The following is a 14,613-nucleotide window of genomic DNA, read 5'->3' as shown; positions in this document are numbered from 1 at the left end:
TAATTTAGTCAAATCTAAGCCCCTTATTGCGGTGAATTGCGTTAATTCGTATTAATAAATCTTAAACAACTGTATAGATGAAGTGTATTGTACTCGGATTTCTTTTGCTATTGTCAAGTCAATTTGCAATAGGGCAGGAAGCAGAAAATAAAGTGGCTACCCAGGCAATTTATGTGGAGTTGGGGGGAGTGGGTTTACCTTATAGTTTTAATTATGATTTTCGATTTGATAAGGAAAAACGGGATTCTTGGGGCATGAGAGTTGGTTTTAGTGGCTATGCCTTAGAAGGGGATTCATTCTTCTCTCTTCCTGTGATGGTGAATAAACTATACGGCAAGGGAAATCATTTTTTTGAAGTGGGCTTTGGTGCGACTTTCCTGGCTTTCGATAACGAGGATTATACCTATCAGAATTGCTATTATGATCAAAATGGCAATTATATCTGCGACTCCCATAGTGAAAGCAATTCTGGAACCAGTTTCATTTTGGATATAGATGGTTCTCCGTCCGTGATGGGCGTGTTGAACTTCGGCTATCGAAGAATGCCTTCCGACGGTGGTTTTATGTGGAAAGTCAATTTGAACCCTATTTTCAACAACAATGGGTTCTGGCCGTTATATGCCGGAATCGGACTGGGATATGCTTTTTAGTAGTTTAAAGCGGCTCAATTATAGATTATAAGGGCTTTAGCAGATAGTTTGTTTATTCTATAGTGCTAAGGCCCTTTATTACTTCTCAAATCCATAGTCCCGCTCTACCAAACAAATTCGTGTTTTGTAAGCTGAATACCATTTTTTTTGTCCCATTCTTTGGGCTAGGAGGTGATCAGTCTGTTGTTTCCAATTGCGTATCGCATCCAGGCTTTCCCAGTAACTTATGGTAATTCCCAATTGCTCTCTTACACTTTCATGCCCCAAATACCCTTTCTGAGTTTCTGCTAACCTTAGCATTTCCAGAGAAGTTGCTGCATAGCCTTCTTCTATTTCGGTTCTGATATTCGAAAAAATCACTGCATAATAAGGAGGGGCGGGAGTGTCTGCTATCATTTTTACAGATTTTAACTAAGGGTAAATATAAAGTTACCTGTCTAAGCTTTGTCTGCCAAAGGTGATTTGAAAATCTGCGCCTAGTGATTTGACTCTTAGAAATCAGGAATTGTAAAGTTAATGATCAAACCATGGGACAAAAAATGAGTTTACCATTTCAAGCCCAAAATGAATGGTTGATTGTTTATTTCGGATTGATCTAGATCAAGTAATTTGAACGTGGGAAACAGAGGCATTTGGATCAACGTATAGTTGTATGCAAGCAGACTAGTTAATGTTAAAAACCATTATTTTATTTTAAAAGACTACCTGTTTATGAAAACTAAACAAATTAAATTTCGATTATTAGCTTTATTTACATTGGGTTTAGCTTTATCTTCTTTGACATCTTGCGATACGGACCTTGAGTTAGTCCAGTCAATTAATGAAGAATTTTCTGGAATTACTTCTATTGAAATAGAGTCCTCATTTCTAGATGTGACCTATCAGGGAAATGAAAATGCTGAATCAGTTCAGCTTCTTGGTTCTTTGGAATCCAGCAGACCAGGAAATTATTCTATTGAGTATCGGGTGGATCAGGATAAGCTGATCATTGAAGTGGAAAGAAGCGGCATTGGAGCAGGAAACAATCGGGGCTATTTAAATCTTTCAGGTCCAGAGTTGATGAATATTGATTTAGACGCCGGTTCGGGAAATATCCTAATTACAAATGTTTCTTCCCAGGAATTTGAATTCGACGGGGGCTCGGGCAATTTGGAATTGGCTAATGTCAGTGCGCCACTCATTGATTTGGAGTTGAGCTCTGGCAAAATTAACGCCACTCACCTTGTAGGGAATGTTGAGTTGGAAATCTCTTCGGGTAATGCTACTATCTCAGATCTTGAGGGAAATATAAACGCAGTGGGCTCAAGCGGGAAGTTTAATTTCAGTCAGATCAATGGAAAAGTGAGCAGTTCATTGAACTCAGGTAACGGCGTCTTGAGCGGTGTCAAAGAAATTGGGAAATTGAAAATATCTTCTGGTAACTATACAGTTGAAGATTCTTACTTAGGACCTAATACGCGGTTGGAAAGTTCCTCGGGTAATTTTGATATACAGACAGATTCCAATTTGGATGATTTCAACTATGATTTAAAATCATCCAGTGGAAATCTAAGAGTAGGAGAAAGTACTTCTTCTGGCTCCTTAAAGATCAATAACGGTTCTCCTTATACCGTGTCAGGTGTTGTCTCCAGTGGCAACATCCAAATAAGGAATTAGTGAAGAGTTGCTCACATCACCCGAAACCCGGCTTTGGCCGGGTTTTTAAGTTTAATCACAGGGAACGTGGAGGTTTACGCGGACGATGTTTAGTGTTATTCTACCTTTATTTTTCTGCCCTATGTTATCCTGCTCCTCCAGAAGCTAGAACTACTATACATTCTTATTCCCCTAGAGGAAATTTACCTCAATGAATGACTGGCAGATCAGTCTGAGGACTGCACTAATCTAGGTTCAGGTTATAAGACTTGAACCGGAATGTATGCCTTCCATTAAATTCGAATTCGATGGGGGCTACTTTTGAAATGAAGGGTGGAAAAAACCATCATTCTTTAATTGTCATGCTAAGGATGGCGTGTTCTTTTCTTCATTAAAGGATACAGATTGTTTAGGTCTTCTTGGAATAGAACGTGGCAAAATCCCCGAACTGAACTTAGAAAGATTTTCGTCTTGAAGAGGTAAAACTTTTCATTTAAAAGGTAGGTTACGAAAATAGCAATGTGTTACAGCTTAGGGCCACGACGATGTTTAGGAACCTTTTTGGTTTCGTTTGGGGATAGTTCTAAACGTTGTTTAATAGCAAGCTGGAGAATGGGTATTAATTCTTTTTCAATCCATATAGATTGTCTCCCGAAGACTTCGAGTTTGGTACTATCATCCTTATATTTTATTCTTAGTTCAGGCTCAATATCATTTGCTGTAACATCTATTGCCAAAAGACTTGTTGTCAAATGTAGATTTTCTTTAAGTAATGGAATGGTATTATCATACATCTCCTGTATAGTTTCTGGAGGAACAAGATGAAGACCCTGCTCATGTCTGGTCTTGGCTCTGTCAAGACATAGTGAAATATCATCAGTATGAAAAAGAACTACTTCAACAGAATTATTAGGGTTAAAGCTTTTTATGGACTTTAGAAAGTCATAATGACTTTGGAAGCCGAGATTAAGCTCCACGCCAAAATCCCTTCCAGAAATTAATTCTCTTTTTATAAGGTCGCTGAATTTCAAATTTCCAATATCCTTATAATCTTAGAATCCTTGTTCACGATAGCGTTGAGCAATTTGGTCAGGGTCAATAATATTTAAGTTTTCTGGAACAAAATAAGAGCCTGACGTACTTTTGCCAATTCCAGGAGGACCTGATATGATAAAAATTTTAGCCAATTTTAAACCTTTTCGATGTGCCCATCGGCATATTCCGCAATCATTTGTCCATTCTTTCGATAAACCAATGGTTGGCCAATAGAAAACAAGTGGGAGCGGATTTCTTTACCCATTTTTTCTTTCCACGCCACCCTTTCAGCTGCAGTCATATAACAAAGATCTTTTTTCATTTTTCCTTTCTTTAGAAAGACCTCCTCTTTTATCTTACTTTCCATGATAGTTGAATTTATTTATACTTTATTGATGACAAATTTACATATTTTATTAGGAATCAACGCATGGATTTGGTATAGGCGCTATAAATCTAAAGGTTGTTTTGGGACGTTTCAGTTAAATTCTCGTTATAAAGTATTTCTCATCTCTTGAAATCAAGGGGGCAACACCTTTTGGTGATTTTAGATTTGAAACCAAATTAACTTATTTCCAATATAGTACACAAACCCGCCAGCAACCGCAAATCTCGAAGAGAAAAATTCGATATTCCCTCTTTTGGGGGCTAGGGCAATTTGGAATTGGCTAATGTCAGTGCACCACTCATTGATTTGGAGTTGAGCTCTGGCAAAATTAACGCCACTCACCTTGTAGGGAATGTTGAGTTGGAAATCTTTTCGGGTAATGCTACTATCTCAGATCTTGAGGGAAATATAAACGCAGTGGGCTCAAGCGGGAAGTTTAATTTCAGTCAGATCAATGGAAAAGTGAGCAGTTCATTGAACTGAGGGAACGTGGAGGTTTACGCGGACGAAGTTTAGTGTTATTCAACATTTATTTTTCTGCCCTATGTTATCCTGCTTCTCCAGAAGCTAGAACTACTATACACGCTCCTTCCCCTAGTGGAAATTTACCTCAATGAATGACTGGCAGATCAGTCTGAAGACTGCACTGATCTAGGTTCAGGTTATAAGACTTGAACCGGAATGTATGTACTTCCCTGGATGCTTAAAAAATCATTTGTACCCCACCTGTAGTACTATCATCCTTATATTTTATTCTTAGTTCAGGCTCAATATCATTTGCTGTAACATCTATTGTCAAAAGACTTGTTGCCAAAGGTAGATTTTCTTTAAGTAGAGCATGCTGAAAAACGCCATTAGTAGATCAAAAGCCATCATTTTGAATGATTAGCCCATTTTCATGCGAACGGTCTTTCAGCAGGTGCAAGCTTATGGACGACAATAGGTCTTTATCCATGCATAAGAAAATTTCAAAATCAGGATTTTTAAGCAAGGCTCAGCCATACCATCTTCTACGTTAGCCCCATTTGTGGTACAAGGATACATTTTCAATCGGCCACCTTGCATTTGGAATACCTCAGACTTTTTTCAGCAAACCCTACTTAGGATCATCGGATATCTATCAGAAGTTTACTAATCTGATCATTGAGAAACTGGAGCAGGGGGTGATTCCTTGGAAACAGACATGGCATGAGATGGGATTACCCTCCAATTACCTGACGAGAAAGCCTTACAAGGGGATCAACCTTTGGCTTTTACTATCCTGTGGACATCAGTATCCCTACTACCTGAGGTAGTCTCTTATAAGTAGTCTACCCAAAGTTGATTTTTTAGACGACTTTGAATTGTTTGGTGTTTGAAACTTCTGAAGGTTTTCACAGATAGGACGTCTTAGTTCATCTTCTAGAGGATTTATTTCTAATAGAAAATATTTTCAATTTGAATAATCATATTAGAAAATATTTGTCTAATTCGGTAATCAGAGCACTTGTAATGGAAAGTATTTGTGAAAATTGATTTTTACTATCATAGAAAATATTTGTATGCAAGCATTGTTGGAACAAAGCAACGCCTTTTTGGAACATACGGAGGGTAAATTGAGGATTATTGGCTAAGTGTCCGGTAGCTATTGGTAACTTCATCCAATTGCATATTCAAGTGCATCATCTATTGGGTAGAGCAGTAGTTCGAGGATTGAAAATTTTGGCAGAAATGATTTTATCAACTCAGGTTTTAGCGGAATATACCTGAATACACTGCTAGTAGAACTCAATATTCAGGAAAGCTAGTGCGTGTGCTTCAACGAAATATTTAAATTCCAAACTGAATTTAATTTTTGTAGAATAACGTTCTGTTGAATTTTAAAGAATTTCCTCCGAATTGATTTCCGGCAGGTCTTCCAGCAGGTGATGAAGGTATCCGCCCCCCTGTGTTATCAATATTGGAGGTTGATTTTCTCTCCGTTTGATCCGCACCGGAATTTCATTGGTGTTGGATAAAACAAACAGTTCCCACTGTCCGGATTCGATTCCATCGATAGCCTCTTTGGTGCTGATTGCCCATCGCTGACCGGTATTATTCACTCCCCAGATCTAGCCCTCTTAATGGGAGGTTTTCTTTTTTCCTTTGGATTGAGAGGAGGCCCTATTGTGGAAAGTTTAAAGCCTATCCCGTCTGTCCTAGTCCTATATTCCCCAATTCATTAAGTGTTTGTACGCATCTATCACCACTTTTCACTAGTTCTCGCATATAAATACTAAAAAATGCATTCTGTTGCTGATTTTGTGGGTAAATGTTTGTTGTATGAACAATATGCGTTGCTTAAAAAATCATTTGCACCCCACCTGTAATCCCTCCATAACTGCGATAAATTCCATTGGAAGTGGTTTTCTCCAGAATATTCCAGCCATCTGTAAAGTTTCCCTGTCCGGGATCCAGAAAAGCAAAATTAAGGCTTGGGCCTGCAAAAATCCTGAAATGATTTCCCACGTTCAACCCAGGCAATAACCTGAATGATTGGATATGGTTGTTTACAAAAGCGAAATCGCTGGCAGTCAAAGTCACAAATTCTGTATCCAGTGAGAATTTACGATCAGGCACTAAGTGAATACCAATACCTAGCTCAAATGCGTAAGGTGTATCCACTTCTCGAAGCTGGTAGGCGGCACCAAAGATGCCATACATTTTTCTTCCGCCTGACCGAAAAGCAACATGGGTGAACCCTGATTCATCTAGGGCGAAAGTCAGGTTTTTTTCGCCGTTCTTAATAAAGTTTAAAAACCCGACTGGGTAATCATTTTCTTTTGCAATATTGATCAGCGCAAATTGAAACCCATTGACTTTTTTTGCCCGGTTGACAATGGCAGCGATTTGATGATTTACCGTGTCAGCTGCCAGATTAGAAATCCCGGCCAATTGAAATCCGGCAGATTTCGAGGTATTATTTGCTATTCCGGCCAGCTGAAAATGGTTTGACTTCTTAGCGTGATTGACTATTCCAGCTATCTGTACATCAGCATTATTATTCACTTGATTACCTATTCCTCCGATCTGCAGCCCATTTACATTACCCCTGACATGATTGTAAATTCCTCCGATTTGCAGCCCATTTACACTTTTGTAAACTGAATTATAAATTCCGCCTACCTGAAGTCCGCTGGATCCTCCGCCCACCATATTGAATATTCCTCCCACTTGTACCGATTTGACATCTCTCTTATTGATATTGAAAATACCCGCTATTTCAATCCCCTCAATTCCTGCGGTATATCCGCCGATTAAATTCAAGGAAAAATTACTGATCGTCTGACTGCTGAACATACCCTTGGAGCTTAGTCCCGGAGTTAATGACATTTGGACTGGACTTTCGGCAAAAAAGCTTCCAACGTTCATTCCCTGAAGCCTTTGTCTAAAACCAATGAACATTCTCCCAAGAAAACTATCTTCCAATTCCCTGGTCGTGCTGTCTCCTGGTAGATACCTAAACCTGCGGTTTTCTTTCTCTGCCACAATACTTACTGTGGGCAAAAGCAAAAAGGTAGTGTCTCTATAATTTTCTTTGCTCAGCGTAAGCCAAATGGATGAATCAAATTTTTTGTACTTCAGTTTGAAATACCCTTTTTTATCTGTCAGCGTGGAAGCTAGGCTATGTTTATCATAGACACTTGCCTGGCTTACCCCTTCATTGGTACGTGTATTTTTTATGTAGCCTTTGACCGTTACTGTTTTAAATCTTGTTTCGATTTCAGCCTCGAGATCAAGTTTTTCCGGAGCATAGCGTATGATGATATACCCAGGCAATTCCTTGTATTCATATTCGTCGCCTAGCTCTTGAATGAGAAAATCTCCAATCGATCCTGAAAACTGTTCTGCTTTCAGGGGGTTGTCCAATTGCAGAAGAGTACTTTCATAAGAAAAATAAAAATCATTTTCTGCGGATAGCGTATCCAGCATTTGGCGAAGTGTGAGATCATCTGTCCGTGTAATCCGAACTTTTTTTTCCAACATCATCTGAGAAAACCCACTGACCGAACTGATCAAAAACAGTATGAGTAGGAGAGAGCCCTGAAAAAGTACTTTGGTACGCAGCATTGCTAAGAAATAAAAACAGGAATTGGAATTCAATTTAATAAAGTAAGGACTATGATTTTACAACCATAGTCCTTTATTCTGAAGAGGCTTACTCAATGATAGTTTTTCCATCGGTTAGAACGATTTTCAGATTCAGGGTTTCTCTGATCACGTCGAGGTTTTTATTCAATGAGCCATATTCCAGCGTCGTAGTGATCGGGAGTTTTTTCAGCTCTTCTCTTCTGATTTCTATCTTCGAACCGTATGCTTCATTGAGCATTTTCACCAAATCTTCCAAAGGGGTGCGGTTAGCCTGAAATTTATTACTTACATAATAATTGTAAAGTGAATTCTCCGGAGTGCCTTTTTCCATGCTTCCTGTCTGCTGATTTATTACCAACTTTTCTGCAGGCTTTAGAATTTCTTTTTTTCCATTGATTTCTACTTGTACAGCGCCCGTTTCTACAATCACCTGAGTGAAATTTCCATCGGTTTTAACATGAAAACTTGTTCCCAAAACGGTTATCTGCACCTTTTGATTTTGGACTATGAAGGGTTTGTTTTCGTTCCTTGCCACATCGAAGAATACTTCACCCTTATCCAGTTTTACTGTTCTTTGGTTGGAATAAAACCGTTGAGAATAGCTCAACGAAGTGTTTTTGTTCAGCGTGAGGGTGGTACCGTCAAGCAAAGGGATTTCCAGCGGAGAACTGGCTGAACGTAATTCAACAGAGCCAAAATATGCTTTTCCAGACTGCGGGAGGAAAGTGGAGTATACCCATGCAGAAATGAAAATTAGTGCAATTGCCGCTGCCGACCTGAAGAAATTGCTTCGGAGAAAACGCTGGTTTTGTTGCGTCTTGGAAGCTTGTTTTTCATCTCGAACTAGTTTGAAACGCCTCCAGGCAGCATTCTCATCTACCTCACTCTTACTTAAAATCTCCTTACTGGAATCCCATACCCATTTTATCTCCTCGAATTGCTTTTGATTAGCCGGATCACTCTCAATCCATTCCTGAATAGCTTTGGTCTCACTAGAATCGCTTTCTTGAAGTAAATATTTGATCAATTTTTCTTCGTTCATGGTTTCCATAGCTTATAGATTTATCAACAACATTACCAGCAAAGGAAGAAATTCTGCCAGTTCCACCCGGAGTGTTTTCAATGCTTTTCCCATATGGGCTTCCACCGTCTTGAGAGAGATTCCTAACCTGGTCGCAATTTCCTGATATTTCAGCTCCTCAAACCTGCTTAGGTTAAAGACCATCCGGCATTTCTCCGGGAGTTTTTCCAATGCCAGTTGAAATCGGCCATAAAGTTCGTTCTCCTGGCCTTCCATCTGCTGACCAACCAACTCAGGTTTACCTTGTGTCATTTCATAATGTGCATGTTCCCAATGCTTTCTTTTCACTTGCTGATGCTTGATATGGTTCAGACTGTCATGATATACAGCCCGGTAAAGGTATGCCTTCAGCGAACTGTTTATTTCGATGGATTCACGCTTCTCCCAAAGCTTTAGAAATACGCTTTGGACAATTTCTTCTGCGGTATCGGCCTCTTTCAATAGTGCTCCTGCATACGCATGCAAAGGCTTGAAATAAGTTTTGAAGACCACTTCGAATGCTTGCTCATCGACGAGCGTAGACGTACTTGACGGGGGTGGTAAAATCTCTGTCACTTGCGATTTAGTAATGCTTTCAGTGGTATGACAAGCTGAGCGTGCCTTACCCTTAGCGCTCTTTGTAAAAATATGGGAATATTAGCAAAAAAAAGCCGGGAGAGCGATGCAGTAGATTGGTAACATCCTTCGTTAATTGTATTTTGTAGTGTAAGGGTTGTTTTTCCGTTGGCAGTTTGCCTTTCCTTCGGTCTTCAATCTCCCTCCTGCTAGTTTCTTAAAATCTCACATTGAGCCCCGTAGTAAACCCAAGCAGTACAGCTTGGTAATTTTCTCTTGAGGTATCATCCCAAATTGTCAATCCGGTTCTTTCTACTGCTTCAAGGTCATTTGCATGCATGTAACTCAGGCTTGGTCCCGCGAAAAGATGAATGCGCTCGGAAATCTTCAAAGCGGGAAGTAATTGCAAACTGAATTTTGAGAAATCGTTTCCCTCAAAATCTGTCAGGTATTTGTTTACTCCTTCTACGTCGAAGCGGAAAACCTTACTTTCATACAGATTCAGGCCTAATCCACCTTCAAATCCATAACGCAATCCTTCAACCTCTAAGTTTGTTCCAACACCCAAAATCCCATACAACTTTTTCCCTCCGGAGCGAAATGTGAGAAAAGCATTGAGGTTCTCATCTATAGACAATCCAAGCCTTTTGTCCCCATTCTTTACCATATTAATTAAGCCTATAGTAAGGTCAGCGCTATCGGCGATATTAATCAGGCCGATTTGAAGGCCTTTGACAGTTTTAGCCCGGTTTACAAGTCCGGCAATCTGTGTTCCTTCCACACGGTCAGCTACATTGGAAATCCCGGAGATCTGGATTCCATCTACATTTTTAGATACAGAAGCAATCCCTGCAATCTGGGCCCCGACTATAGCTGGGGAAATGTTTGCTATTCCAGCTACCTGTAAACCGTTTACATAATTGGTTATACTTGCAATTCCAGCCACCTGAATTCCGTCTATACTATCCGCGAGGTTTGAAATCCCTGCGATCTGAGCCCCATTTACAATAGTAGCCTTGTTGAATATTCCAGAAGCCTGGAAAGCAGCATTTCCTCTATTGATATTGCTTAAACCTGCGATTTGTGCAGCCTGTGTTGCATCAGCGCTTTGGTTTAACAATCCTGCCACTTGGACTCCAGTTACTTTTCCGGTAACGCTGTTCCAAAGACCTGAAATCTGTGCGCCATGCACATTGCCTTTTACAATGCCCGCCAATCCGTAGATTGCAGCACCTGTTTCTCCACCGGACAGTCCGGTAAGTAAGTGAAGACTGAAGTCGTTGGTATAATCCGCCGCAGTGGTTCCATGGGTAGAAACAGGATAAAATAGCCCCAAGTGGGCAGGACTTTTCTCCTGGGCGTAAGAAACTGAGATTATTCCCAAGAATAGGAAGGAAAGAAAGGTGATTTTTAATTCTAAAGTTTTCATTGATTTGTTTGAAAGTATGTTTTAACCGCAGACAGATCCTCGCGGAAATAGCTGCTGATTGACGCGAAATTTTTATGCTCTTGTTATCCTGCTTCTCAGGAAGCAGGATTTACTGTTTTTTTCTAGTTGTGTTAACCCCTGCGATTGTCCCGAAGTACTAATTCATGAAGGTTTTTTAGGGCAGATCAATCAAGTAATAAAGCGATAAGCTGAGCGGGAGCATTCACCCCTAGTATTTTGTGGTCTTCGAGCTCTTTATCCAGCGCATATTCCAATTCGTAAATCAATCCATTCAGGAAAATTTTATCCATTCGCAGATCGAAGATGAAGTGGTCGTGTTTTCGTGCTCCGGTCAATACTATTCCGTACTCGCTGAAAACTTGTGTGATTTTTCGTAGTTGGCTATACTTTTTCATTAGTGACCTGTTATTGGTGTCATATCAAAGACAGCTTATTGGAATACTACCCCTAGTGCGGAGGGAAAAAAAATTGCGCAAAAAAAAAGGCTGCATGTTCCTATGCAGCCTTAGGTATTTGTTGGTGTAAAGAATTTACAAACCAGAAGCAACTGATTTTAAGCCTCTTTCATCGATCAGCGACTCTCTTACTTTAAGGTTTCTAAAGGATCTAATTGGATCAATTGCCCCGCCCGATCTTCGTATGGCTTCAGCTAGCAAAGGACGAAGATCTGTCCGGTAAGCATCTTGCAAAATCTCCTGTGCCCCCGTTACATCATGGATTTCCTGAGCTGATTCCAATGAGGTGCTATCCACTAAAAGAGCTTGTGCATAAGCGAGCTTAATTGCCTGAACTGACTGGATCAGATCTTCCATCGGATCTTTTAAGTTATGGCTCGCATCTATCATCCAAGAAAGTGGTGGATTGTTTGTTTCATTAAATCCTTTTACCAACTCCTGGAAGATGAGGAAAAGTTGATAGGGTTTGATACTTCCTACAGTTAAATCATCGTCGCCATATTTGGAATCATTGAAATGAAATCCTCCCAACTTTCCTTCAGTCATCAGCGTAGCTACAATCTGTTCGATATTCGTATTTGGTAAATGATGTCCAAGATCCACGAGTGTATAGGCCTTTTTGCCCAACTTATTAGCCAGGAGAAAGGACGTTCCCCAATCCTGGATCACTGTACTGTAGAAGTAAGGTTCGTACGGCTTATATTCTATAAGCAGCTTCCAATCTTCGGGGATGTCCTTATAAATTTCCTGAAGGGACAAATGGGTATTTTCCAAAGATTTTCTCAGGCTGTGCTGCCCGGGAAAACTGCTTCCATCCGCGAGCCATACAGTCAATGCTTTTGAACCTAGTTTCTCCCCAATACCGATCACTTGCTTATTATGCTCCACCGCCAATTCACGGACAGCTGCTTCTGAGTTGGCCAATGATCCGAATTTGTAACTGCTCTGCTGGTTTGCTTGGTCTTGAAAAGTATTTGAATTGACTGCGTCGAATCCAATTCCTATTTCTGAGGCGGTGTCTTTAATTAATTGATAGTCAGTTGGTATATCCCATGGTATATGAAGGGATACTGCATTGCTAGATTGATTGAGCGCATGAATGATGCCGACATCCTGAATTTTCTGGACCAGCGTCGCAGGTTCTCCACCTGCGGAGAATCTTCCAAAGCGGGTACCACCGGTTCCAAGTGCCCAACTCGGAATTGCGATCTGCAAATCCTGAATTTTGGAAATGAGCGTTTCTACATGGTAACCTTTCTTGTCCAGATTTTCCGCCAGGAACTCAAAGCTTCTGGCGTGCTCGGTTAATTTTAATAGATTCTGATCTTGAATCTGATCTAGGGTAAGTTTCATTGTTGGGTATGTTTTTTTAAACGCAAAAGGCCGTGAAGATTACGCTAAGGGCACGGTTATATTATTCAATGTTGTTGTTGCTTCTCGGTAAGCTTGACACTGTTTTGGTTTTTTCCGCAGAAAAGATCGCAGACTAATGTTATCCTTTACAAGCGGCTCCAGTATCTGATCTTGTGCTGTTTCTCCAGAAGCCTTGCTTTTTACTATGGGACTATAGCAGCCTATCCGGCTTCCTCCTCATTTTCTTTCTTATTCATCCAAAATGACGCAGTGATAAACCAGACTATTGTGCCAATCAACATGAGTATTTTAGAATGCTGAGGATCTATGACTCCCTTCATAACAAGAAAGGAAGGTACCAGTGTAAAAGCTAAACCGATAAATGATATAATCTTAAGTATAGTTAACATAATCAGTAAGTTAAAGGAATAGTAGGAGAGCTATTTGCTGTTTTTTTCTGAAGCGCTTTGGAAGCAAGCAAGTAAACAAATACCGCTACAAACCAACCTGGAAGTCCAAGGAAAAAGATTTCAATTCCACCCCAGATATTCAATCCCAGGCAGAACACAAGAGAGATTCCCCAAGTGATTCCCACTGCTGGGTTGAAATGTGATTTGGTCAGCTCTGCGTAGTTGCTGGCCAGTCCCATTTTTGGAAGTACAAAGACATCCAGGAAAATCACCGCTCCCAGAGGCATCAGGATCAGCCCGTAAAGTGCTACGAACTCCAGCAATTGCATCACCAAAGCAGGGAAGCATGCTGCTATAGTAGTGACTATACCTACGAAAAGCGTCACTTTCCAGGTCTTCCATTTAGGATTGATGGATTGGATGGCGAGCCCGGCTCGATATAATGTGGGATTGGCCGTGGTCCAACCTGCGATCACTACGCAGACTGCTCCAGCTATTCCTGCCGCTTCGTATGCAATAGGGCCGGGGGCGAATACCAAACTTCCATTTGATTCCAATAGAAAAAGAGAATAGAGAATTCCCGATGCCATCCATGCTATAAAGTGTCCCAAAAATACACCTCCGGTAGTAGAAAATCCATATGTCCACTTTTTTGCATAGCGCAAGATTGACATATCCGCCATGCCGATATGCATGCCCATATTGCAAAACCATGAGAAGAACATAATATGCCAGAACGTGAATTTACTTTGGCCTTCCAAAGGAATCCCATTCCAGATAGTGGATTCTGCGATTGGCCAAAAATCTGAAAAAGAGTTAATTCCCAGTCTGGGTAGAACACCGACTGCAGCCGCAATAAAGACCATAATCATCCAGGGAGCGGCGATATTGGCGAACTTGGAAATCACGTTGAACCCAAACATTGCCACTACGGTAGTGATTGCTCCTATTGCAAAAACAGTGATTATCCAGCCCACACTGTTTGGATATACGTCAGTCAAAGAAGGCATTTGAAGGTTGAAGGGAATCCCAACTGCGGTAGCTGAAACTGCTATCATAGATCCTGCTAAAAAGCAAAAGAGGGCTGCATTTACAATATTGTATATAAGGGTGAATCTATTTCCCGCGATTTTTTCCAATTGATAATAAAGTGTTACTCTAGTCTTTACCGCTACTTTTCCTGTAAAGAAAGCCCAGCTTAGTATTGCTAAGATATTTCCGACAATCAGACCACTTACCAAATCTCCGGCTGATGCACCATGAGCTACGAATAGGGGACCAAGTACAAATTCAGTTCCTGCTGTGTGTTCGCCAGCATAGGTTCCGATGAAGCTTTTCCAGCCTTTCAGTTTATTTTTTGGAATAGGAGTCCGCTCGTATTCATTGACAGCTTCGAGCCGCTGTTTGAGATTTTGTTTTTCGGTCATAGGTTTTCTTTTGGGCCTTGGGATTCAAAATAGGGACGACTACGCTGACAAGTATCCTGTAGTA

Annotated in this window: 15 protein-coding genes; 3 read left to right on the top strand and 12 right to left on the bottom strand. The window is 40.5% G+C overall.

Annotation, left to right across the window (positions count from 1 at the left end; translation table 11 throughout):
* Positions 1-77: 77 nt before the first annotated feature.
* Positions 78-650 carry a hypothetical protein gene (locus AS141_RS12710; RefSeq protein ID WP_057938044.1) on the top strand — a complete coding sequence of 191 codons (573 nt, stop codon included), beginning with the start codon at positions 78-80 and terminating at the stop codon, positions 648-650.
* A gap of 78 nt (positions 651-728) precedes the next feature.
* On the opposite strand, the gene AS141_RS12705 is transcribed toward AS141_RS12710, so the two are convergent.
* Positions 729-1,046, bottom strand: coding sequence for an antibiotic biosynthesis monooxygenase family protein (locus AS141_RS12705; protein WP_057938043.1), 318 nt, complete (start codon positions 1,044-1,046; stop codon positions 729-731).
* Positions 1,047-1,361: 315 nt separating this feature from the next.
* Between AS141_RS12705 and AS141_RS12700 the strand changes: the two genes are divergently transcribed.
* Positions 1,362-2,306, top strand: a complete 945-nt coding sequence (locus tag AS141_RS12700; protein ID WP_057938042.1) for a DUF4097 family beta strand repeat-containing protein — start codon at positions 1,362-1,364, stop codon at positions 2,304-2,306.
* Positions 2,307-2,809: 503 nt separating this feature from the next.
* Here the strand turns inward: AS141_RS12700 and AS141_RS12695 are convergent.
* Positions 2,810-3,316, bottom strand: coding sequence for a hypothetical protein (locus AS141_RS12695; protein WP_057938041.1), 507 nt, complete (start codon positions 3,314-3,316; stop codon positions 2,810-2,812).
* 158 nt (positions 3,317-3,474) lie between these two features.
* Complete coding sequence (locus AS141_RS12690; RefSeq protein ID WP_057938040.1) at positions 3,475-3,687, bottom strand: hypothetical protein; 213 nt, start codon at positions 3,685-3,687, stop codon at positions 3,475-3,477.
* 1,046 nt (positions 3,688-4,733) lie between these two features.
* Between AS141_RS12690 and AS141_RS12680 the strand changes: the two genes are divergently transcribed.
* Positions 4,734-5,003, top strand: coding sequence for an ArdC-like ssDNA-binding domain-containing protein (locus AS141_RS12680; RefSeq protein ID WP_057938038.1), 270 nt, complete (start codon positions 4,734-4,736; stop codon positions 5,001-5,003).
* A 564-nt stretch (positions 5,004-5,567) separates the two neighbouring features.
* Here AS141_RS12680 and AS141_RS12675 read toward each other — a convergent pair.
* The 9 genes from AS141_RS12675 to AS141_RS12635 all read right to left on the bottom strand — a co-directional run bounded on the left by AS141_RS12675 (position 5,568) and on the right by AS141_RS12635 (position 14,549).
* Positions 5,568-5,789, bottom strand: coding sequence for a hypothetical protein (locus tag AS141_RS12675; protein ID WP_057938037.1), 222 nt, complete (start codon positions 5,787-5,789; stop codon positions 5,568-5,570).
* Between the two features lie 238 nt (positions 5,790-6,027).
* Positions 6,028-7,797: a peptidase associated/transthyretin-like domain-containing protein gene (locus AS141_RS12670; protein WP_057938036.1), complete on the bottom strand. Its 1,770-nt coding sequence runs from the start codon at positions 7,795-7,797 to the stop codon at positions 6,028-6,030.
* 88 nt (positions 7,798-7,885) lie between these two features.
* On the bottom strand, positions 7,886-8,869 hold the full coding sequence (locus tag AS141_RS12665) for a FecR family protein (RefSeq protein ID WP_057938035.1): 984 nt from the start codon (positions 8,867-8,869) through the stop codon (positions 7,886-7,888).
* Between the two features lie 3 nt (positions 8,870-8,872).
* Positions 8,873-9,454 (bottom strand): RNA polymerase sigma-70 factor, encoded by a 582-nt coding sequence (locus tag AS141_RS12660; protein ID WP_057938034.1) that lies wholly within the window; start codon positions 9,452-9,454, stop codon positions 8,873-8,875.
* Between the two features lie 217 nt (positions 9,455-9,671).
* On the bottom strand, positions 9,672-10,883 hold the full coding sequence (locus tag AS141_RS12655; RefSeq protein WP_057938033.1) for a hypothetical protein: 1,212 nt from the start codon (positions 10,881-10,883) through the stop codon (positions 9,672-9,674).
* A gap of 185 nt (positions 10,884-11,068) precedes the next feature.
* Positions 11,069-11,299, bottom strand: a complete 231-nt coding sequence (locus AS141_RS12650; protein ID WP_057938032.1) for a hypothetical protein — start codon at positions 11,297-11,299, stop codon at positions 11,069-11,071.
* A 135-nt stretch (positions 11,300-11,434) separates the two neighbouring features.
* Positions 11,435-12,712, bottom strand: a complete 1,278-nt coding sequence (locus AS141_RS12645) for a hypothetical protein (RefSeq protein WP_057938031.1) — start codon at positions 12,710-12,712, stop codon at positions 11,435-11,437.
* Between the two features lie 221 nt (positions 12,713-12,933).
* A complete protein-coding gene (locus tag AS141_RS12640) occupies positions 12,934-13,122 on the bottom strand; it encodes a hypothetical protein (RefSeq protein WP_057938030.1) in 189 nt (62 codons plus the stop codon).
* A gap of 2 nt (positions 13,123-13,124) precedes the next feature.
* Positions 13,125-14,549 carry a purine-cytosine permease family protein gene (locus tag AS141_RS12635; RefSeq protein ID WP_057938029.1) on the bottom strand — a complete coding sequence of 475 codons (1,425 nt, stop codon included), beginning with the start codon at positions 14,547-14,549 and terminating at the stop codon, positions 13,125-13,127.
* Positions 14,550-14,613: the final 64 nt, after the last annotated feature.

Origin of the sequence: Algoriphagus resistens, from assembly GCF_001442615.1 — a bacterium.
GTDB classification, from domain to species: domain Bacteria; phylum Bacteroidota; class Bacteroidia; order Cytophagales; family Cyclobacteriaceae; genus Algoriphagus; species Algoriphagus resistens.
The sequence above is the reverse complement of the archived record's forward strand: the minus strand, read 5'-3'. Positions and strand labels throughout refer to the sequence as shown.

Bases quoted from the DNA above. Each gene is read 5' to 3' on its own strand.
- AS141_RS12710 (WP_057938044.1), top strand. From the start codon at position 78: ATGAAGTGTATTGTACTCGGATTTCTTTTGCTATTGTCAAGTCAATTT.
- AS141_RS12705 (WP_057938043.1), bottom strand. From the start codon at position 1,046: ATGATAGCAGACACTCCCGCCCCTCCTTATTATGCAGTGATTTTTTCG.
- AS141_RS12700 (WP_057938042.1), top strand. From the start codon at position 1,362: ATGAAAACTAAACAAATTAAATTTCGATTATTAGCTTTATTTACATTG.
- AS141_RS12690 (WP_057938040.1), bottom strand. From the start codon at position 3,687: ATGGAAAGTAAGATAAAAGAGGAGGTCTTTCTAAAGAAAGGAAAAATG.
- AS141_RS12670 (WP_057938036.1), bottom strand. From the start codon at position 7,797: ATGCTGCGTACCAAAGTACTTTTTCAGGGCTCTCTCCTACTCATACTG.
- AS141_RS12665 (WP_057938035.1), bottom strand. From the start codon at position 8,869: ATGGAAACCATGAACGAAGAAAAATTGATCAAATATTTACTTCAAGAA.
- AS141_RS12655 (WP_057938033.1), bottom strand. From the start codon at position 10,883: ATGAAAACTTTAGAATTAAAAATCACCTTTCTTTCCTTCCTATTCTTG.
- AS141_RS12650 (WP_057938032.1), bottom strand. From the start codon at position 11,299: ATGAAAAAGTATAGCCAACTACGAAAAATCACACAAGTTTTCAGCGAG.
- AS141_RS12645 (WP_057938031.1), bottom strand. From the start codon at position 12,712: ATGAAACTTACCCTAGATCAGATTCAAGATCAGAATCTATTAAAATTA.
- AS141_RS12640 (WP_057938030.1), bottom strand. From the start codon at position 13,122: ATGTTAACTATACTTAAGATTATATCATTTATCGGTTTAGCTTTTACA.
- AS141_RS12635 (WP_057938029.1), bottom strand. From the start codon at position 14,549: ATGACCGAAAAACAAAATCTCAAACAGCGGCTCGAAGCTGTCAATGAA.